Below are 19,256 nucleotides of genomic sequence, written 5' to 3'. Positions count from 1 at the left end.
GAATGTCTGCTTAAAAATTTAAAATGACAATGAGTATTAAGCTACAAATGGAAATTCATCTTCAGGCAATGGATCACCTGTAGACAGAACATCAATTAAATGAGGATATTGAGGGGATGTTTTCCCACCTCTATTCACATAAACAGCTTCATCACCTAACCAACGAAAAGACACTGCACGACGTGAATGTTCTTTTGATAAATTTCCTGGTGCGCCGTGAATGGTTAAATAGTTAAATGCAATTGCATCGCCAGGTTCAAGTTCCCAACCTAAAATATTGTAATCATTTCGGTTGCTGTCGATATCGGGTAAAACCTCTTCTTTAGAACCTGCATGATCGTAATATTCGCCATTAAAACTAAGTGGCTTAAAATGTTTGCCCCATTTATGTGAGCCTGCAATAAATTCAATAGCAGATTCACGAGAAATAGGATCAAGTGGAATCCATAAACTCAGTGTTTGTTTGGCATCTACAGGATAATACGGAGCATCGTGATGCCAAGGTGTGACTTTGGCTGAACCTGTTCCTTTGACAAGCACATGCTCGTGGAACATACGTACAGATTGAGAGCCCATAATAGACTTTACAATTTCAGCAGCAGGACTTTCTTTCACAAAGGTGTTGAAAGCATCAATGCGTTGCCAATTACAATAATCTGCCCAAAAACGACCTTGAGTTTGTCCTGGTGTGTAATCACGGAACCATTGACCGGGTTGTTGTTCATTGGTATTTACACCAGATTCAAGCAGGGGAATCCAATCTTTAAACAATCCACGGATGATGACTACGCCATCACGTTCAAATAATTCGTGTTCGGTTTCCAACATGTCAATCACTCCTTAAAATGAGGTTTGCATCAGGTCTGTTGTTTGATGTTAAAACGACTATAAGGAGAGTTAGGTCTTAGTGAAATACGTGCTTTAGAAAGCTATGATTTTGTTTTTTTGAATTAATACTTTTTTTGTACTGTACAAATGTCTTAATCATATTCAGTGAAGGTTAAGATTATTCTGAATAGTAATTAAAAAACAAGGAGAAGTAATCTGAAATAGATACAATTTTATAGAGTTGATGTGAGTATTTATTTCTTAATAATAACAATTATTTATGTTTTTTAAATTAAATTAAATTTCAAAAAAAATATTTGATACAAAAATAGTATAAGCGAAATATTTAAATGGTATTAGACAGATAAGATGGTTTCGATAATTCTAACTCCTGAGATTAATTTAAAAAATCAAGTTTTTCTTATCCATAGGATTTGGGTTTTAAAATTAAGGAATTTAGTATGCAAAAAATAATAGATGAAAAAGCACGGAAAAAAGCCATCACAGCCGCAGGGATTGGCAACTTCGTAGAATGGTTTGATTTTGTATTATATGCACAATTTGCAGCAGTCATTGCGATGCATTTTTTCCCATCAGATAACCCAACGACAGGTTTACTAGCAACATTTGCTGTTTTTGCTTTAGGTTTTTTTGCTCGCCCAATTGGAGGCGTTATTTTTGGTCATTATGGCGATAAACATGGGCGTAAAAAAGCATTATCTGCAGCGGTTTTACTCATGAGCATCGCTACTTTTGCAATTGGTCTAACACCAACATTTGAGTCTATTGGCTTAATGGCACCTATTTTATTAGTTGTTTGGCGTGTTTGTCAGGGATTATCTGCTGGTGGTGAGTATGCAGGTTCAAGTTCATTTGTAATTGAGTTTGCACCTAAGGGTAAAAAAGCACTTTATGGAAGTATTAATCCAATTGCTACAGCGCTTGGGATTATTGGTGGTGCATTAGTTGGCTTATTTATGACACAAGTAATGGATCCTGAAGTGATTAATTCTTGGGGGTGGCGTATTCCATTTATGATTGCTGGACCGCTTGGAATTATTGGTTTGTACCTTCGTAATAAAGTAGAAGAAACACCTGAATTTCAGTCAATTCAAGCACGAGTAAAAGAAGAAAAGCATGCACCATTGGTTGAAGCATTTAAAGCATCGAAAATGAATATGCTGACTTTATTTGGATGGGCTTCATTGAATGGTCTAGGTTTTTATATGCTAACAGGCTATATGCTAACTTTTATGACTAATTCAGCACAAATGGCTAGACCACAAGCTTTGTCTGTGTATGTGATTGCACTTATTCTATTTTCATTTTCATGTTTCTTTGCTGGGAAATTAATTGACCGAATCGGAATCCAAAGAGTAGCAATAACATCTGCAATTGTAATGTCTATTCTAATTGTTCCAGCCTTTAAGCTATTAAGTACTGGTGAAGTTGCAACAGCAATTATTGGCTTAAGTATATTCGGCATTGTTATGGGGTTTATTTGTACTGTAACTCCTTTACTAATGGTTGTTTTATTTCCTGCACATATTCGTTATAGCGCGAGCGCATTGGCTTACAATTTAGCGTATGGTTTATTGGGTGGAACAGCCCCATATATTGCTACCTATTTGATATCAGAAACAGGTAATAATTTATCTCCAGCTTACTATGTTGTAATTGTTACAGTTATTGGTTTAATACTCACGATTAATGGTTTCAGGTTTAATAAAAAAACTGAGCAAGAAAATTCAATTTCTAATCTGGTTAAGTCTTAATGAGTATAAATAAAGTTTATATATGCGATGCTATTCGTACACCAATTGGTAGATTTGGTGGTGTGTTTAAAAACTTGAGCCCATTAGATTTAGCCGTACCTCTTATCCAACATTTGGTTTCTAAAAACTCAGAAATTCCCAAATATTTAGATGAGCTAATTGTTGGACAAGGCTATGGGACACCTGAAGCTGCGAATATTGGTAAGGCTTTGGCTTTAGATGCAGAGCTACCAGATCATGTTTGTGGTTATACCGTAGATCGTCGTTGTGCATCTGGACTTCAAGCAATTATTGATGCGACTATGATGATTCAAACAGGTAAAGCAAATTTAATTATTGCTGGTGGTGCAGAATCATTAAGCCAAGCTCCATTTTATAGTTCAAAAATACGTTGGGGCAGTTTTGGTGATTTGACACTGAAAGACTCATTGAAGTACGGAAGGATTTATGCAAATGGGCAGAAAAATCCAATTCTTGGCGGAATGTTAGAAACGGCTGAAAACTTAAGACGTGAATATCAAATTAGTCGACAAGAGCAGGATGAACTTGCTTATCAAAGTCATATGAAAGCATGTAAAGCAATTGAACAAGGTAAATTTAAAAAAGAAATTTTACCTATTTCTGTCAAGGGGAGGCTAATTGAACAAGATGAGCACCCAAGACAGGATACAACGCTTGAGCAACTTGCTAAATTAAAACCAATTTTAGAAAAGGACGATGCTGAGGCAACAGTTACAGCCGGTAACTCATCTGGGCAAAATGATGCGGCAGCATTTTGTTTAATTGCTAGTGAAGAGATGGCTAATCAATTAGGTTTACAACCAATTGCTGAAATTATTGATTGGGCTGTTGCTGGTGTACCAAGTGCAGTAATGGGTATTGGACCCGTACCCGCAATTCAAAAAGTGTTAAAAAATACAGGACTAAGCTTATCAGATATAGACCGAATTGAAATCAATGAGGCATTTGCTGTACAGCTAATTGCTTGTACAAAAGCACTTAATTTTAGCGAACGAGAACTGCAAAAATTAAATGTAAATGGATCAGGAATTTCATTAGGTCATCCGATTGGGGCAACAGGTGCTCGTATAATGACCACGCTAATCAATGAATTAAATTCAACAAGTAGTCATTATGGTCTTATTTCAATGTGTATTGGGGGAGGACAAGGAATGGCTGCAATTATTAAGAGCATAAACCACTAAGGAAGAGAGGTATAAAATGTTATATATGGTTCAAATGACGGTTAAAAAACCACATGATATTGATCCAAATGTTTGGGCAGACATTATTGTTAAAGAGCGTGAATATGGGCAAACCTATATGAAAAATGGAAAATTTGTACATATTTGGAGAACTGTAGGGAAGTTCGCCAATGTGAGCATTTTTGATGTTGAATCGAATGATGAATTACATCAAATTTTATCTGGATTTCCATTATTTCCATATATGGACATGGAGGTAACAGCACTTGCCGAACATCCATCAGCATTAAAGAAATAACAAAAAAGCCTATTCAACATGAATAGGCTTTTTTTAATTTGAAAATGTAATAGGTGAAAGTGTACTTAATGCATTTTTCAGTAGTATGGAAGGATTACCTTCGCGCCATACAATAGCTAAATCAACATAATGTTCAGATTCTTCTAATGGGATATAGTTAATTGTAGATGGCTGTATATATTCAAGAGATTCAAGTGACAATGTAATTCCAAATCCTGCTGCAACTAAAATTAAAATAGAGTAGGTATCATCTGCCTCTTTGACTATGTTTGGATTGAAGCCCGCTTTTCTACATGCAGATACGAATACTTCACGAATGACAGAACCTTTATATGCATGATTTGTAATAAAATGCTCATTTTTTAATTCGTTTATTGATATAGATGGTCGATGTGCAAGAGGGTGGTTTTTTGGAAGTGCTACGATTAAGCGGTGACGACTAATCAACTTTTGTGAGATACCAAGTGTAGAAATTGGTAGCAAAACAACTCCTGCATCAATATCACCATTTGCAACACTTTCTAAAACCAAATTGGAATTTGCTTTGCGATGAATTTGAAAATCAATATTTGGATATAGTTTTTCAGTTTGTAAAAATAATTCAGGTAAAACAACACTGGGTAAGGCTCCAGAAAAACCAATATTTAAAGTTCCGAGGCTTCCTAAATTTGACTTACTTACAGCTGCAACTGCGTTATCTAAAGAAAGTTTAACTTTTCTTGCTTCAATAACTAATGTTTCACCCTCAGGTGTTAGTTTTAAGCCCTTTGGAATCCGTTCAAAGAGTTGACAACCTAATTCTTCTTCTAATTGCTGAATTTGTTTAGATAAAGGAGGTTGAGCTATAAATAATCTTTTGGCAGCTCGTCCAATATTCAATTCTTCTGCAACAACTAAAAACGAACGTAAGAGTCTAAATTCCATTTCATACACTCTCTAACTATGATGATGATATAAAAAAAGTATTTGAATATATATCACAAAAATTCAAAATCATACTTACAGAATATACCAAAGATCTTTAAGTGAGGAATACATGATTTTTTATAAAACATTTGGAAAACAAGGAAGTAAGGCATTGGTTCTAGGTAGTTCTTTAGGTACGTCTTCAAATATGTGGAATAATATTATTGAGGATTTATCTGAAAAATTTTATGTAATAGCTTTTGATACACGTGGACATGGGAAGTCACAAGAACAAGGTCTTGAATTAAACTCAGTTGAGCAATTTGCACAAGATGTTATTGAAATTGTTGATTCATTAAAAATTGATAAATTCTCATATGCAGGTCTATCACTTGGTGGTGCTATAGGGCAAATGCTTGCAATTAAATATCCAGAGAGAGTTGAAAAACTTATCTTATGTTGTACTGCAGCAAAATTTGGTGAACCTGCTTTCTGGCAAGATCGTGCCAATTTAGTATTAGAAAAAGGTATAGATGCTATATTAGATGCTACAAAAAATCGCTGGTATAACCCAGGTTTTTCGGATGCAAATGAGTTTGCACAAAGTTTATTAGATGAGCTTCTTACATTTAATCCTAAAGGATATGCAAATACATGTAAGGCGGTTGCAGATTTTGATGTACGTAGTCGATTAAAAGAAATCAAATGTCCAACATTAGCTATTGCTGGTACAGAAGATTTGTCCACTCCAGTTGCAGTAATGCAAGAGCTTGTAAATGGAATTCCAAATGCTGAATTGATTGCAGTAAAAGGTGCTGCACATATTGGAAATGTAGAAAAACCGGAAGAGTTTAAAACAGCAATTCTCAATTTTGCATAAATAAAAATAGGGGAAATTAGCTTTTATATTTCCCCACACTCTATGGAAAGATAAATGATTTCTAAAATTGTAGATGATATTAATAAGGCAATATCGGTAATTCAAGATGGCGCAACCATTGCAATTGGTGGATTTGGTGGAGCAGGGCAGCCTGAAGATTTAATAGATGCTTTAATTCAGCATGGTGCTAAAGATTTAACACTTGTGAGTAATAATGCGGGAAATCATGAAGAAGGAATTGCTGCCTTATTGAAAGCAAGACAAGTAAAAAAAATAATATGTTCATTTCCTCGTATGAGTCATTCTTATGTATTTGATGAATTATATAAGGCAGGAGAGCTAGAGTTAGAGCTTGTCCCACAAGGAAACTTAGCTGAACGACTGCGTGCTGCAGGGGTTGGATTAGGTGCGATTTATACTCCAACAGGTTATGGAACATTGTTAGCAGAAGGTAAAGAAACGAAAGAAGTTAATGGGCGGAATTATGTATTGGAATATCCTATCCATGTAGATGTTGCTTTGATTAAAGCTGAGAAAGGTGATCGTTGGGGAAATATTACCTACAGAAAAGCTGCACGTAATTTTGGACCAGTTATGGCAATGGCTGCAAAACATACAATTGTGTCGGTGGAAAAAGTTGTTGAGCTTGGGGGGTTAGACCCTGAGTTAGTAATTACACCTGGTATATTTGTGAAATCTATTGTCTGTCGTAACTCTAATTTAGGAGAGTGTACCGTATGAGCTTTCAAGTGCGAGATCAAATTGCGGCACGTGTAGCTAAAGATATTCCAGAAGGTGCATACGTAAATTTAGGAATAGGTTTACCGACAATCGTTGCGAATCATTTTGATCCAGAAAAAGAAGTATTTTTACATACTGAGAATGGAATTCTTGGACGTTGGATTGCTGCAGAGGAAGGAAATGAAGATTGGGATTTAATTAATGCAGGGAAGGAACCTATTCAATTATTACCAGGTGCTTCTTTTTTTCACCATGCTGATTCTTTTGGAATGATGAGAGGTGGTCATTTAGATATTTGTGTTCTTGGTGCTTATCAAGTATCTGAAACTGGTGATTTAGCAAATTGGCATACTGGTTCATCTAATGCGGTTCCAGCTGTTGGTGGTGCAATGGACTTGGCTGTTGGCGCAAAAAAAGTTTTTGTTGTTATGGAGTTACTTAACAAGTCTGGACAGTCAAAGCTTCTTAAAAAATGTACTTATCCTCTTACGGGATTAGGCTGTGTAAGTCGGATTTATACAGATTATGCAACATTTGAGATAACAAAAGAGGGCGTTGTGGTGTTAGAAATTATAAAAGATATAACGTTTAATGAATTGCAAAAATTAATGGATGTAGTGTTAATTCAAAATATATAACGTTACATTTACCGTTTTAAGGGTGCTATTGTTTAGCGCCTTTTTTATAGCGGAAAAATATAGATTTTATATTGTGAACTTCAATCTAAAGTTGAGCAAAAAAAGATTTGTGGAGGAGCTAAAAATATATAACAATCAGCATTAGAAGAGGCCCTCTAATGCTGTAAAAGGACATAGTAAAGGGAATGTTTAGATGACTGAGCGATTGGCTAGGTCTTGTATAGCATCCGCGTTATAGCCTAATTCTTTTAAAATTTCTGATGAGTTTTGTCCTAAATCAGGAACTGGCTTAATGATGAAATCCTCTTCTTTCTTTAAACCAACAGGTTTTAGTGTTGGAACTTTTCCAATAGGCGTATCGATTTCTGTCCAGCGATTACGTGCTTTTAGTTGCGGATGATTCCAAACATCTTGCATTTCATTCACACTTGCATTGGCAATTTTTGCTTGTTCAAGACGTTCAATGATTTCGGTTTGTGTAAGTGAATTGAAAATATTTTCAATAATTTGACGTAAAGGCTCTCTGTTTTTAGAGCGTTGAGTATTGTTTACATACTCATCTTGTTTTGCCAGTTCAGGTTGTTGTAAAACAATTTCGCAGAAAGCTTGCCATTCACGTTCATTCTGAATACCTAGCATCACTTTCTTTTGATCACCGGTTGGAAATGGACCATAAGGATAAATTGTTGCATGAGATGAACCTGTACGTGGTGGCGCAGATTCACCACGAAGCGTGTAATACAGAGGATATCCCATCCATTCCGTCATACTTTCAAGCATGGAAATATCAATACGTTTGCCTTTTCCTGTTTTTTGACGCTCTAATAATGCAGCAAGAATATTAGTATAGGCATACATACCTGCTGCAATATCTGCAATTGAGCAACCGGCTTTTACATAAGAATCTTCTGTACCTGTAATAGACAAAAAGCCAGATTCACTCTGAATAAGTAAGTCATACGCTTTTTTATTACGATATGGACCAGGATTCTCTAAGTCATCGCCATAACCTGAAATATCACAAACAATAATTTTAGGATTAATTTTATTTAATTCCTCATAAGAAAGCCCAATGCGTGAAGCTGCTCCTGGTGCAAGGTTTTGTACTAAAACATCTGCTTTTTCAATAAGCTGTTTTAAAATGTCTTGTGCAGGCTCAGCTTTTACATCTAAGGTTAAGCTTTCTTTCGAGCGATTTGTCCAAACAAAATGCGATGACATACCATCAACACGTTCATCATATTTACGGGCAAAATCACCAACTTTAGGTCGTTCTATTTTAATGACACGCGCACCTAAATCTGCCAACTGACGAGTACAAAAAGGTGCTGCAATTGCATGCTCTAAAGTAACTACAGTAATGCCTTCTAGTGGAAGCATATTATTCTCCTGTAAATGTTACGGTGGCTTTCATTGCAACTAAACCATCTGATTTTTCAATCCACAAGTCACCTTTGTCTGAATGAATATCACCACAAATTGAAAACTCGTTGAAATCGAAAACTGGATTCACTGCTCTAAATTCAAATGATGAAACTGTTTTTGTAGGATTTTCTTGTTCAAAAGTATGCAACAACAAAGTTGCTAGTAATGGACCATGAACAATTAAACCTGGGTATCCTTCAACTTCAGTTGCATATGCACGGTCATAATGAATTTTATGCCCGTTAAATGTGATTGCTGAATATCTAAATAGCGTTACCGTATCAACAGGAAATTGCTTTTTATATGTGTAAGGTCTGCTTTCAATTTTAATTTGTGAACTTTGATTATTTGCTTGTGTTTGAACTCGATTAGAGGCTTCTCTGTAAACGATGTCGTGTTCTTCAATAATGGCAAGCGTGTCGTCTGCATAAATAGAATGACGCACAGTAACAAAATACATGTTGCCACTTTTACCTTGTTTTAGCTCAACCTTTAAAATCTCAGATTCACGTTTAATATTTTGATTAATTTGAATAGGATTTAAAAACTCTAAACGCCCACCAGCCCACATTCTTTTAGGAAATGGGATAGGGGGAAGGAAATTCCCTTTTTTAGGATGTCCATCTTCAGCAAGTTCTTGACCATCAACTAAAGGTAAAAAATAAAACCAATGATGCAAATTTGGTAAAACTTGTGGTGCTTTATTTTTTTGATTTAATAAAGCTTGCATCATAGATACTGGGCGTATATCACTAAAATCGACTGTTATTTCTTTTTTACCAATCCATGCATTAAAATTTTCCATATCTGAAAGTCCTAATTTTATTATTTGTTTTAATTTGCTTGTTTTAGAATTTTTTCAGCACGAAGAATGACTGGTAAATCAATCATTTTTCCCTCGAGACTGATGGCTTGACCTTGTGCTTCATTTACAGCATCTAAAACTTTATTTGCCCATGCAATTTCAGCTTCTGTTGGAGTAAATGTAAGATTTACAATATCGACCTGATTGGGATGAATACAAAGCTTGCCTGTAAACCCAAGGTTTTTAGCTTGTTGTGTTTCTAGTTTCACAATTGCTTCATTTTTAAAGTCGACAGTGACGCCATCAATAGGAGCTTCTATTCCTGCAAGTTTAGAAGCAAGTACAAATTCATTTCTAAATGAAAGAAGCTCTTCATACCCACCTTGCATATTCATTTCTAGTTGAAAATCTATTGAGCCAAACATTAGGGCATTCACATTTTCAGCTTGTGCAATTTGACGAATATTGGCAAAACCTAAAGGTGTTTCAATAAGAGCATATGTCGCAATTTTTTTGACAGCATGAATTGCTTTAATATCTTCTACAGATTCAGTTTTAGGTAAAATAATAGCAATGACGTTATCGAATTTGGCTAATTGAATATCTTCAGAGAACCATTCGGTATTTATAGCGTTTGTACGAATCATTACCTGATATTGAGGATGTTCAATCAACCATTGTTTTAAGCTTTCTCTTGCCGATATTTTTAAATCTGTAGGAACTGCATCCTCCAAATCTATTATTACTGCATCTGCTTGGGTGTTGAGCGCTTTTTCAAAGCGCTCAACACGATTAGCAGGAACAAATAAGTAAGAACGTGCAGATTTATTTACTTTTTTCATTATTCATTCCTTCTACTTAAAAAGAACGTGGTAAATCAAGTAAATGCTCTGCAACATAACTAAAAATTAAGTTTGTTGATATAGGTGCAACTTGATATAAACGAGTTTCACGGAATTTACGTTCAATATCATATTCATTGGCAAAGCCGAATCCACCATGAAATTGTAGACAGTTGTTAGCGGCTTCCCAACTTGCTTTTGCTGCTAAATATTTCGCCATATTGGCTTCGGCACCACATTTTTCACCACGGTCAAACATTTCACATGCACGGAAGCGCATTAAGTTTGCAGCTTCAATTTCAATGAAATTATCAGCAAGGGGGAATTGAACACCTTGGTTTTGACCAATTGGACGACCAAATACAACACGATCTTTCACATATTGAGTAACACGATCCATAAACCAGTAACCATCACCAATACATTCAGCAGCAATTAAAGTACGTTCGGCATTTAGACCATCTAGAATATATTTAAAGCCTTTACCTTCTTCACCAATCAGGTTTTCTTCCGGAATTTCTAAATTATCGAAGAAAATTTCATTTGTTTCATGGTTCACCATATTGGGAATAGGGCGAACAACCATGCCATTTTTTTCTGCTTCTCGAAGGTCAACCATGAAAATAGACATGCCTTCAGACTTTTTAGTTACTTCAGCTAAAGGTGTTGTACGAGCAAGCAAGATCATCCAATCACTATGCTGAACACGAGAAATAAATACTTTTTGACCATTAATTACATAACGATCACCTTTCTTAACAGCAGTCGTTTTAATTTTTGTGGTATCTGTTCCTGTCGTTGGTTCAGTGACTCCCATTGTCTGTAAACGCCACTCACCTGTCGCAATTTTAGGTAAATACAATTCTTTTTGAGCTTTTGAACCGTGACGAAGCAGTGTACCCATGTTGTACATTTGACCGTGACAAGCACCTGCATTGCCACCACTACGGTTAACTTCTTCCATAATAATAGAAGCTTCTGTTAAGCCTAAACCTGATCCGCCATACTCTTCAGGAATCATTGCTGCCATCCAACCAGCTTGAGTGAGTGCATCTACAAACTCTTCAGGATAGCCTCGCTCTTCGTCAATTTTACGGTGATATTCATTTGGAAATTCTGAACATAAGGCACGAACAGCTTCACGTATTTCTTGATAATTATTAATGGTACTTTTCATGAAAGATATCCTTATCGAACAATATATTTAACTTATGATCAATCATATATTGTTATTTAAGGTTGATTAAAATAGTATTAAGTGATGGATATAATCTCAAAAAGATATTGATATGGACATTAAACAATTACGATCTTTCGTGACAATTTCGGAAACAAAAAATATTACAAAAGCTGCAGCGCTGCTTAATATTGTACAGCCAGCCGTTTCAAGACAAATTCATTTGCTTGAAGAGGAATTAGGTGTGGAGTTGTTTGAGCGTGGTCGCCATGGTATGAACTTAACCAATGAAGGAAAAGTTTTAGAAGGCTATGCACGTAGAGCTTTGAAAGAGATTGAAGCTGCAAAAATTGAACTGACTTCTTCAGATGGATCTTTAAAAGGTACAATCAATATTGGCATTTTAGCAAGTCTAAGCGAATTACTTTCTGTTTCGCTCATGCGAGTTATTAAGAAAAAATATCCTGATGTGAGTTTAAAAATTTCTGTGGGATATTCAGGACATTTGAAGGAGTGGCTTGAAGCAGGAGATATTGATGTAGCACTTATTTATGGTTCTGTATCATCAAAGTTCTTAGATATTCAGCCCATTGTCCGTGAACAGCTTTGGCTTATTGGACACTATGACTCAGATTTAAAACATGATTGTGCTTTGGAATTAGAGGAGGTGTCTCAGCATCCTTTAATTTTACCGTATGCACCACACAGGTTAAGGACTTTAATTGAGCAAGGTTTTAATCAAGAAAATCTCATTTTAAAAATTGGTGCTGAAATTAATGATCTTAATGTTCAAAAACAATTGGTGAAAGAAGGATTTGGTTTTACGATTTTGCCTCTTGTCTCAGTAAAAAATGATTTGCAAAAAAAATCTGTCAGAGTTGCACCCATTAATCATCCGTATTTCACAAGAGATGTTGCGTTGGCTTTACCAAATACAAGACATATTTCCAAATTGGTCCATACCATTGCACAGGAAATTATATATTGTTCAAAAGTTGCAGTAGATGTGAAAGCGTGGCTGGGGGGAGAATGGATTAAAAAATAGATGTTATTTGCATAAATTTTAACTATTAGATGGGTATGATCAAAATATTTGATGGAATTTTATTTTGAATTTATTTGATATAATTTATTGATATTATTATATTTTTTTTAATTTTTTTGTAATGGTTATTTGGCTGCTCACTTATTGAGATTGTTCTTGAAAATTTAATCTGATAACTATAGCGAAAAGTTATAGCAAGAAAAAATTGAATAATTTTAAGACTCAAATGTCTTAAAAATGGCTAAGGAGAAGCCTAATGAGTGAGAGTGTTACAAATACAGAATTCCATGGTGCGCCAGATAAAAAAACACGAATTAAATCTATTATTGGTGGTTCAGCTAGAAACTTAGTCGAATGGTATGACTGGTTTGCATATAGTATGTTCACCTTATATTTTGCTCGTTCATTTTTTCCAGCGGGAAATCAAACTGTAGAATTATTACAGGCAGCTGCAGTCTTTGCTGTAGGTTTTTTAATGCGTCCAATTGGTGCTTGGATGATGGGGATTTTCGCAGATCGTAAAGGGCGAAAAGCGGGTTTAACATTATCTGTCACACTTATGTGTATAGGTTCTTTATTTATTGCATGTGCACCGACATATGAACAAATGGGTATTGTTGCTCCAATTGTATTGATTGTTGCACGGTTACTTCAAGGTTTGAGTGTAGGTGGCGAATATGGTGCTAGTGCAACCTATTTAAGTGAAATGGCGGGTAAAAATCGTCGTGGTTTATTTTCCAGTTTTCAATATATGACCATTCTTGCAGGTCAATTATTGGCTTTATTTACATTGATTGTTTTACAAAATGTATTAACTGAAGAACAATTATATGACTGGGGCTGGCGTGTTCCGTTCTTTATTGGTTCTGGTTTGGCATTACTGATCTTTCTTATCCGTCGTGGTATGGCAGAAACAGAATCATTTAAAAATGCAGACCGTGAAAATGCTCCAAAATCGAGTGCATTATCATTATTTAAAAATCACCCGAAAACAGCATTGGCTGTAATTTTCTTAACTGCAGGTGGAACTTTATCTTTTTATGCATATACAACCTATATGCAAAAATTTTTGGTCAACACATCTGGTTTTACTAAAGAAACGGCAACAATAATTTCAGCGGCATCAATTTTTGTATTAATGTTATTACAACCAATTGTAGGACATATTTCAGACAAAATTGGTCGTAAACCAGTCATGATTTTCTTTGGTGTTGGTGGTGTTCTCTTTACGTATGCAATCTTTACATTAATTTCACAAACAACAAATCCATTTGTTGCATTTGGATTAATTGTATTTGGCATGATGTTTGTTTCGGGATACACGGCAACAGGTGCTGTTATTAAATCTGAAATGTTCCCTGCGCATATTCGAGCTCTTGGTGTAGCTTTGCCATATGCAATTGCAAATACGATTTTTGGTGGAACATCTGAATTAATGGCATTGCAATTTAAGAGCATGGGACATGAAAACTACTACTTCATTTATGTTACCGTTATGGTAGGCATATGTTTGATTTATTTCCTAAGAATGAAGGATCAGAAAAAATATAGTCAAATTTTAGAAGATTAATTTTTCTAAATATGATTTACAAATAAGCCTATATAGGCTTATTTGTATTTTAGAAATGATAAAAATAGATAGGATTAGAAAAATGTATACAGCTTCGTGTTTATGCAATGGTATTCAGCTTAAAATAAGCCAAAATATTTCTAAAATACTAGTTTGTCACTGTAAGCAATGTCAAAAAGCACAAGGTGCAGCATTTGTGGCAATTGCGCCTATTGAAATCAAAAATTTAGATATTATTCAAGGGAAAGAGTTACTTTCGGAATATTATGCAACAGAGAATAAAAAACGTGTGTTCTGTAGTCAATGTGCATCGCCAATTTATAGCGCACGCTTAGATTTGCCCGATGTGATTCGTTTACGTGTTGGAATTATTAATGAAGATATAAATGCAAAAATTTATTCACATGCATTTACTCAATATAAAGCGTGTTGGTTTGATTTACCTGATGATGGTGCTTTAATTTTTGATGAAAAAGTAGTGGTATAAGTTTCTATTGTATAGCTATTAATACTTTTGAATTAAACACTTAAATTAAAAATGCGCTATGATGAAGCAGTTCGTGTTTGACTGTGGGGATATCGATATGAATTTTCTGAAAAAGAAAAACAAAGCAAGTTTTGTGTTTTTTATTCTTGTACTTTATTCATGTATTGGTACTGCATTAGGCTTCTTATTTATAGGGTATCTGATATAAATTTAGATAGACTAAATTTAGAAAAATGAAAGCCGAATCTTGAATTCGGCTTTATACTTTAATTAGCTTTCAGTTTTTCAATAATTTCATCTAAAGGCTTCACACGTTTTACTTCATCCCATAATGCTTTCGCTTCAGGATAATGTTTCGACATCATGCCTAGCCATTGTTTATAACGACCAACCATATTCATTTCTTTTTTATAAGAACCATTTAAAAAACGAATTTGTAATGCTAATAGTTCATTCCACGTTATGAGTGGTTCATCTGTATTTTGACGAATACATTGGGTTAAGTCGGGTGTTGTTACTGCGCCACGACCAATCATTAAATCTTCACAGCCCGATTCAATTCGGCACTGTTTAGCATCTGCATTTGTCCAAATTTCACCATTGGCAATGACATTAATTTTTAAAGCTTCACGAATAGGATTTAATTGATCCCAAAAAGCAGGAGGAGTATAGCCATCTGCTTTTGTACGTGCGTGAACTGTTACCCAGGCTGCACCTGCATCTTCAATTGCATGTGCATTTTCAAGCATAAAGTTTCTGTCCATATAACCCAAACGCATTTTAGCAGATACAGGAATATGGCTTGGTACAGCATCTCGAACGGCTTTTACAAGTTCGTGTACCACTTCGGGTTCATCAAGTAAAACAGAACCGCCACGATGTTTATTGACCGTTTTTGCAGGGCAACCAAAGTTCATATCAATGGCAGGAGCACCAAGCTCAGCTGCACGAATGGCATTGGCTGCAAGCATTTCAGGGTCATTACCTAAAAATTGCACATGCACAGGCGTTCCAGCTGCAGTTTTACCATCATTGAGTAATTCTGGGCAGTATTGGTAAAAAATATGGTCGGGTAAAACGGAATTGGTGACACGAATGAATTCGGTTACACACCAGTCGAAACTGCCTACGGATGTAAGCACATCTCGCATAATTGGGTCAGTTAAGCCTTCCATGGGTGCAAGCACAAGTTTCAAAGTGTGTTACCTGATAGTGAAAAAAGGCTGTTATACGGTTTTTTAGAAAACTTGTCTAGTGCAAAGTCATTTGTAACCTGAAGAGAATAAAAATGATGATCTAAAGATTCACACATTTTTATTCCTTCGTTTTTCATATATATGATGACTTAAAAAATAGGTACGTTAAAACCAATAACAGGACCCTTTTCAGTAATATCCCAACGGAAATTGCCAGATGTATAGTCTTGATGGAAGTAGCGATAGCCCGCTCTTAAATTAATAATGCGTTTGAATACAGGAATGTTATATCCAATATAGGTATGAGCAGATAAGGTATTTTCAGCACCAACGGTGACTTCCGATGCTAAATTCCATGGAGAATCAAAGTTGTATCTAAGACGAGCACCCCAAAAGAATTCATTCCAATTGATGTCCACTTTTTTTGTTAAGCCTAATGCAGCTACAGTCGCTTCAGCTTCGGTATGGTGAATACCAATGGTTGGTTCAAAAATTAGTTTTGGTCGCTTTAATGAATTTTCAGTCGGAGATTTATAGGCTTGGTAATAAATGCCGTAACTTGTCTGATCTAACTTTGTTTCTAAGGCTAAAGGAATATTGTAAATGCTTTCATCTTTAGATGTTTTAACAAGTTGTTTATCAATGTAAATACCCCAGTCGCCCTTACTAAAATCGAGATATCCCATATAAACTTGATCAAGATTTTTTAGGGTATCGCTGAATGGCTGATCGGCGTTATATTTAATATTCCCTTCACTTAATGTTCCATCTATATCTGCTGCAAAAACATAAAAATTAGCATTAATTTTAGGCTTTCCTTTGAAGGATTCAGTAAAGCTATTTTCTGCAAAGATTATTTGACTAGATAGTGCGATTGCTGTGAGTAGAAAAATCTTTTGTATATTCATAAGTATTTGCTCTTTTTATTGGACTTTAGCAGTTTGCATTAAGTAATAAAACAAAATAATTCACAAATAATACTATTGAATAATAACGAGAATTCGCTCGTAAAATAAGGACAAAAAAATTGGGTGGATTGAACGCTATTGGTTATTGTGTTTTATCGACCCAAAATCATTTCCAATACAAATTTAGAGCCAATAAAACCAAGGGCTAATAAGAAAAAACCCATAATGGTAAAACGAATGGCTTTTTGACCACGCCAACCAAATTTATAATGACCAATAAGTAATGCGCCATAAATAAACCAAGAAATGATACTAAACGCAGTTTTATGCGCTAAATGCTGACCAAAGAAATTCTCAATGGTAAAGAAACCAAAAGCTAAAGCAATGGTCAATAAAGCAAAGCCTGCAATTAACATATCAAACAGCAAAGATTCCATAGCTTGATATGAAGGCAATAAACCGACCCAAATACGACGTTTTTGTTTATTTTTTAATTCACGGTTTTGGAACCATAAAATTACTGCTTGAATCGTTGCCATCAACAAAATTGCATAAGCACAAAGCGAAAGAATAATATGAATATCTAAGCCTAAAGAATGCTGTTCAATAAACTGTTTTGGCTGGCTAAATGCAAAACCTAGAATTAAACCACCCGCAGCGACAGGAATACCCAATAAATTCATGGCAGCAACAGGACGATAACTACTAAACAAAGCGCTTAATAACAGCATTAAACCTGAGGTAAATGAAACAAGATTGAACACATCGTAGTTAATGCCCAATGGTGTCAGCATATCGATATATAAAACTGCACTATGCAGAACTAAGCCTAAACCGAGAACAACACCAAAAAACCATTGGTTTGTATCATTTTTTGATATTAAGTGGCTGAACAAATACCAAAAAGCAGTCACATAAGCGACCAAAGCTAAGACTGTATAAACCAGAGGCAGGCTAATCATGACAAACCTTTTTCAGGATGATGGATATTCATTTATATAAATTCTACTCGAACTACAGTATCCTATAGCATTCTATGCATAAATTTTCTATTTTAAAGAAACATTTTTTTGCGACTAGTTATTTTAAGCGGATTTTGCAATGTTTGATACCTTAACAGAACGACTCACGCAGAGTTTAAGAAATGTTACTGGCTCCGGGCAGCTAACCGAAGACAATATTAAAGATACGTTACGTGAAGTGCGTATGGCACTTCTTGAAGCTGATGTTGCATTACCTGTAACTCGTGAATTCATCGCGAAAGTTAAGGAAGAAGCATTGGGTCAAGAGGTGATGACACAGTTATCACCAGGTCAAGCTTTCGTTAAAATTGTACATAACGAATTGACCAAAATGATGGGTGAGGCGAATGAAAGCCTAGACCTAGCAGCAAAACCACCTGTTGTTATTCTTCTTGCAGGTTTGCAAGGTGCGGGTAAAACAACAACGGCTGCAAAACTTGCTCGTTTCTTACAAGAACGCCAAAAGAAAAAAGTGGCGATGGTTTCTGCCGACGTTTATCGTCCAGCGGCAATTAAACAGTTACAAACTGTTGCGGGCGAAGTAGGCGCGATTTTCTTTGAATCGAGCGCAGACGAAAAACCAATTACCATTGCGAACCGTGCAATTGAACAAGCAAAAATTCAATTTGCTGATGTCTTAATTGTCGATACAGCAGGTCGTTTACATGTCGATGATGACATGATGGACGAAATTAAAGAGCTTCACGCTGCAATCAAGCCAACTGAAACACTGTTCGTTGTAGATGCAATGACAGGTCAGGATGCTGCAAATACAGCAAAAGCCTTTAATGATGCATTACCACTTACAGGTGTGATTTTAACGAAAACTGATGGTGATGCACGCGGTGGTGCGGCACTTTCTGTTCGTGCAATTACAGGTAAGCCAATTAAATTCTTAGGTATGGGCGAAAAGCTTGATGCCTTAGAGCCATTCCATCCTGAACGTGTTGCACAACGTATTTTGGGTATGGGTGACGTACTTTCTTTAGTTGAAGAGCTAGAACGCAAAGTCGATAAAGAAAAAGCCGAAAAAATGGCGAAAAAATTGCAAAAAGGCGGAAGCTTCAACTTTGAAGATATGCTGATGCAATTTGAACAAATGAATAAAATGGGCGGCATGATGGGCTTCTTAGACAAGTTGCCTGGTATGAGCAATGCTGGTCTTCAAGATGCACTTGCACAAGCTAACCCAGAAAAACAAGTCAAGAAAATGGAAGCGATTATTCAGTCGATGACACTGAAAGAGCGCCGTAATCCTGATTTGATGAACCCAAGCCGTAAAAAGCGTATTGCCGCAGGTTGTGGTATGGATGTTGTTGAAGTGAATAAACTCATTAAACAACATGCGCAAATGGCGAAAATGATGAAGAAATTTGCTAATCCATCTGGTATGGCAAAAATGATGCGTTCATTGGGTGGCATGCAAAAACAATTTGGTGGTGGCGGTGGTATGGGACCATTATTTGGTAATAAGAAATAATAATCTGATTCATCCAATAAAAAAGGCG

Annotated in this window: 20 protein-coding genes; 11 read left to right on the top strand and 9 right to left on the bottom strand. The window is 35.6% G+C overall.

Features of this window, described 5'->3' with window-relative positions:
* Positions 1 to 36: 36 nt before the first annotated feature.
* Positions 37 to 828, bottom strand: a complete 792-nt coding sequence (locus tag GTK57_RS02405) for a phytanoyl-CoA dioxygenase family protein (protein ID WP_152872739.1) — start codon at positions 826 to 828, stop codon at positions 37 to 39.
* A 461-nt stretch (positions 829 to 1,289) separates the two neighbouring features.
* Between GTK57_RS02405 and GTK57_RS02400 the strand changes: the two genes are divergently transcribed.
* The 3 genes from GTK57_RS02400 to GTK57_RS02390 are packed head-to-tail and all read left to right on the top strand — an operon-like array spanning position 1,290 to position 4,106.
* Complete coding sequence (locus GTK57_RS02400; protein WP_152872740.1) at positions 1,290 to 2,603, top strand: MFS transporter; 1,314 nt, start codon at positions 1,290 to 1,292, stop codon at positions 2,601 to 2,603.
* A complete protein-coding gene (locus tag GTK57_RS02395; protein ID WP_152872741.1) occupies positions 2,603 to 3,808 on the top strand; it encodes an acetyl-CoA C-acetyltransferase in 1,206 nt (401 codons plus the stop codon). Before GTK57_RS02400 ends, GTK57_RS02395 begins: the two co-directional genes overlap by 1 nt.
* A gap of 16 nt (positions 3,809 to 3,824) precedes the next feature.
* Complete coding sequence (locus GTK57_RS02390; protein WP_152872742.1) at positions 3,825 to 4,106, top strand: muconolactone Delta-isomerase; 282 nt, start codon at positions 3,825 to 3,827, stop codon at positions 4,104 to 4,106.
* A 33-nt stretch (positions 4,107 to 4,139) separates the two neighbouring features.
* On the opposite strand, the gene GTK57_RS02385 is transcribed toward GTK57_RS02390, so the two are convergent.
* Positions 4,140 to 5,030, bottom strand: a complete 891-nt coding sequence (locus tag GTK57_RS02385; protein ID WP_163121146.1) for a LysR substrate-binding domain-containing protein — start codon at positions 5,028 to 5,030, stop codon at positions 4,140 to 4,142.
* Between the two features lie 112 nt (positions 5,031 to 5,142).
* On the opposite strand from GTK57_RS02385, the gene pcaD reads away from it, so the two are divergent.
* Genes pcaD through GTK57_RS02370 form a run of 3 tightly spaced genes read left to right on the top strand, consistent with a single transcriptional unit; the run spans position 5,143 to position 7,271 of the window.
* A complete protein-coding gene (gene pcaD, locus GTK57_RS02380; protein WP_152872744.1) occupies positions 5,143 to 5,892 on the top strand; it encodes a 3-oxoadipate enol-lactonase in 750 nt (249 codons plus the stop codon).
* A 54-nt stretch (positions 5,893 to 5,946) separates the two neighbouring features.
* Positions 5,947 to 6,633: a 3-oxoacid CoA-transferase subunit A gene (locus GTK57_RS02375; RefSeq protein WP_152872745.1), complete on the top strand. Its 687-nt coding sequence runs from the start codon at positions 5,947 to 5,949 to the stop codon at positions 6,631 to 6,633.
* Positions 6,630 to 7,271, top strand: a complete 642-nt coding sequence (locus GTK57_RS02370; protein ID WP_152872746.1) for a 3-oxoacid CoA-transferase subunit B — start codon at positions 6,630 to 6,632, stop codon at positions 7,269 to 7,271. Before GTK57_RS02375 ends, GTK57_RS02370 begins: the two co-directional genes overlap by 4 nt.
* A gap of 189 nt (positions 7,272 to 7,460) precedes the next feature.
* On the opposite strand, the gene GTK57_RS02365 is transcribed toward GTK57_RS02370, so the two are convergent.
* From GTK57_RS02365 to GTK57_RS02350, 4 genes are read right to left on the bottom strand one after another with little or no spacing between them, the layout of a single operon-like run.
* Entirely contained in the window at positions 7,461 to 8,651 is a 1,191-nt protein-coding gene (locus tag GTK57_RS02365; protein WP_152872747.1) for a CaiB/BaiF CoA transferase family protein, read from the bottom strand.
* Position 8,652: 1 nt separating this feature from the next.
* Entirely contained in the window at positions 8,653 to 9,501 is an 849-nt protein-coding gene (locus GTK57_RS02360; protein WP_163121144.1) for a MaoC/PaaZ C-terminal domain-containing protein, read from the bottom strand.
* A 29-nt stretch (positions 9,502 to 9,530) separates the two neighbouring features.
* Positions 9,531 to 10,343, bottom strand: a complete 813-nt coding sequence (locus GTK57_RS02355; RefSeq protein ID WP_163121142.1) for an HpcH/HpaI aldolase/citrate lyase family protein — start codon at positions 10,341 to 10,343, stop codon at positions 9,531 to 9,533.
* A gap of 16 nt (positions 10,344 to 10,359) precedes the next feature.
* On the bottom strand, positions 10,360 to 11,520 hold the full coding sequence (locus GTK57_RS02350) for an acyl-CoA dehydrogenase family protein (RefSeq protein ID WP_152872750.1): 1,161 nt from the start codon (positions 11,518 to 11,520) through the stop codon (positions 10,360 to 10,362).
* A 112-nt stretch (positions 11,521 to 11,632) separates the two neighbouring features.
* Between GTK57_RS02350 and GTK57_RS02345 the strand changes: the two genes are divergently transcribed.
* The 4 genes from GTK57_RS02345 to GTK57_RS02330 all read left to right on the top strand — a co-directional run bounded on the left by GTK57_RS02345 (position 11,633) and on the right by GTK57_RS02330 (position 14,830).
* Positions 11,633 to 12,565: a LysR substrate-binding domain-containing protein gene (locus tag GTK57_RS02345; RefSeq protein ID WP_163121140.1), complete on the top strand. Its 933-nt coding sequence runs from the start codon at positions 11,633 to 11,635 to the stop codon at positions 12,563 to 12,565.
* Positions 12,566 to 12,821: 256 nt separating this feature from the next.
* Positions 12,822 to 14,135, top strand: a complete 1,314-nt coding sequence (locus GTK57_RS02340; protein WP_163121138.1) for an MFS transporter — start codon at positions 12,822 to 12,824, stop codon at positions 14,133 to 14,135.
* An 82-nt stretch (positions 14,136 to 14,217) separates the two neighbouring features.
* Positions 14,218 to 14,622 carry a GFA family protein gene (locus GTK57_RS02335; protein WP_152872753.1) on the top strand — a complete coding sequence of 135 codons (405 nt, stop codon included), beginning with the start codon at positions 14,218 to 14,220 and terminating at the stop codon, positions 14,620 to 14,622.
* A gap of 97 nt (positions 14,623 to 14,719) precedes the next feature.
* On the top strand, positions 14,720 to 14,830 hold the full coding sequence (locus tag GTK57_RS02330) for a hypothetical protein (RefSeq protein WP_163121136.1): 111 nt from the start codon (positions 14,720 to 14,722) through the stop codon (positions 14,828 to 14,830).
* Positions 14,831 to 14,888: 58 nt separating this feature from the next.
* On the opposite strand, the gene GTK57_RS02325 is transcribed toward GTK57_RS02330, so the two are convergent.
* The 3 genes from GTK57_RS02325 to GTK57_RS02315 all read right to left on the bottom strand — a co-directional run bounded on the left by GTK57_RS02325 (position 14,889) and on the right by GTK57_RS02315 (position 17,688).
* Positions 14,889 to 15,818, bottom strand: coding sequence for a tRNA dihydrouridine synthase (locus GTK57_RS02325; RefSeq protein ID WP_194240560.1), 930 nt, complete (start codon positions 15,816 to 15,818; stop codon positions 14,889 to 14,891).
* Between the two features lie 149 nt (positions 15,819 to 15,967).
* Positions 15,968 to 16,726 carry a hypothetical protein gene (locus GTK57_RS02320; RefSeq protein WP_163121134.1) on the bottom strand — a complete coding sequence of 253 codons (759 nt, stop codon included), beginning with the start codon at positions 16,724 to 16,726 and terminating at the stop codon, positions 15,968 to 15,970.
* Between the two features lie 152 nt (positions 16,727 to 16,878).
* On the bottom strand, positions 16,879 to 17,688 hold the full coding sequence (locus GTK57_RS02315) for a cytochrome C assembly family protein (protein WP_152872755.1): 810 nt from the start codon (positions 17,686 to 17,688) through the stop codon (positions 16,879 to 16,881).
* Positions 17,689 to 17,827: 139 nt separating this feature from the next.
* Here GTK57_RS02315 and ffh point away from each other — a divergent pair, with 139 nt between their 5' ends.
* Positions 17,828 to 19,228, top strand: coding sequence for a signal recognition particle protein (ffh, locus tag GTK57_RS02310; RefSeq protein ID WP_152872756.1), 1,401 nt, complete (start codon positions 17,828 to 17,830; stop codon positions 19,226 to 19,228).
* Positions 19,229 to 19,256 lie beyond the last annotated feature (28 nt).

Origin of the sequence: Acinetobacter portensis (assembly GCF_010646905.1) — a bacterium.
GTDB classification, from domain to species: Bacteria; Pseudomonadota; Gammaproteobacteria; order Pseudomonadales; family Moraxellaceae; genus Acinetobacter; species Acinetobacter portensis.
Note: the sequence above shows the minus strand (reverse complement) of the source record. Positions and strands in the feature narration are given on the sequence as shown.

What these genes read in the sequence shown, in the direction of transcription:
- GTK57_RS02405 (WP_152872739.1), bottom strand. Translation starts at nt 828, where the DNA reads ATGTTGGAAACCGAACACGAATTATTTGAACGTGATGGCGTAGTCATC.
- GTK57_RS02355 (WP_163121142.1), bottom strand. Translation starts at nt 10,343, where the DNA reads ATGAAAAAAGTAAATAAATCTGCACGTTCTTACTTATTTGTTCCTGCT.
- GTK57_RS02360 (WP_163121144.1), bottom strand. Translation starts at nt 9,501, where the DNA reads ATGGAAAATTTTAATGCATGGATTGGTAAAAAAGAAATAACAGTCGAT.
- GTK57_RS02330 (WP_163121136.1), top strand. Translation starts at nt 14,720, where the DNA reads ATGAATTTTCTGAAAAAGAAAAACAAAGCAAGTTTTGTGTTTTTTATT.
- GTK57_RS02350 (WP_152872750.1), bottom strand. Translation starts at nt 11,520, where the DNA reads ATGAAAAGTACCATTAATAATTATCAAGAAATACGTGAAGCTGTTCGT.
- GTK57_RS02385 (WP_163121146.1), bottom strand. Translation starts at nt 5,030, where the DNA reads ATGGAATTTAGACTCTTACGTTCGTTTTTAGTTGTTGCAGAAGAATTG.
- pcaD (WP_152872744.1), top strand. Translation starts at nt 5,143, where the DNA reads ATGATTTTTTATAAAACATTTGGAAAACAAGGAAGTAAGGCATTGGTT.
- GTK57_RS02340 (WP_163121138.1), top strand. Translation starts at nt 12,822, where the DNA reads ATGAGTGAGAGTGTTACAAATACAGAATTCCATGGTGCGCCAGATAAA.
- GTK57_RS02370 (WP_152872746.1), top strand. Translation starts at nt 6,630, where the DNA reads ATGAGCTTTCAAGTGCGAGATCAAATTGCGGCACGTGTAGCTAAAGAT.
- GTK57_RS02395 (WP_152872741.1), top strand. Translation starts at nt 2,603, where the DNA reads ATGAGTATAAATAAAGTTTATATATGCGATGCTATTCGTACACCAATT.
- GTK57_RS02400 (WP_152872740.1), top strand. Translation starts at nt 1,290, where the DNA reads ATGCAAAAAATAATAGATGAAAAAGCACGGAAAAAAGCCATCACAGCC.
- GTK57_RS02335 (WP_152872753.1), top strand. Translation starts at nt 14,218, where the DNA reads ATGTATACAGCTTCGTGTTTATGCAATGGTATTCAGCTTAAAATAAGC.
- ffh (WP_152872756.1), top strand. Translation starts at nt 17,828, where the DNA reads ATGTTTGATACCTTAACAGAACGACTCACGCAGAGTTTAAGAAATGTT.
- GTK57_RS02390 (WP_152872742.1), top strand. Translation starts at nt 3,825, where the DNA reads ATGTTATATATGGTTCAAATGACGGTTAAAAAACCACATGATATTGAT.
- GTK57_RS02320 (WP_163121134.1), bottom strand. Translation starts at nt 16,726, where the DNA reads ATGAATATACAAAAGATTTTTCTACTCACAGCAATCGCACTATCTAGT.
- GTK57_RS02315 (WP_152872755.1), bottom strand. Translation starts at nt 17,688, where the DNA reads ATGATTAGCCTGCCTCTGGTTTATACAGTCTTAGCTTTGGTCGCTTAT.
- GTK57_RS02375 (WP_152872745.1), top strand. Translation starts at nt 5,947, where the DNA reads ATGATTTCTAAAATTGTAGATGATATTAATAAGGCAATATCGGTAATT.
- GTK57_RS02345 (WP_163121140.1), top strand. Translation starts at nt 11,633, where the DNA reads ATGGACATTAAACAATTACGATCTTTCGTGACAATTTCGGAAACAAAA.
- GTK57_RS02365 (WP_152872747.1), bottom strand. Translation starts at nt 8,651, where the DNA reads ATGCTTCCACTAGAAGGCATTACTGTAGTTACTTTAGAGCATGCAATT.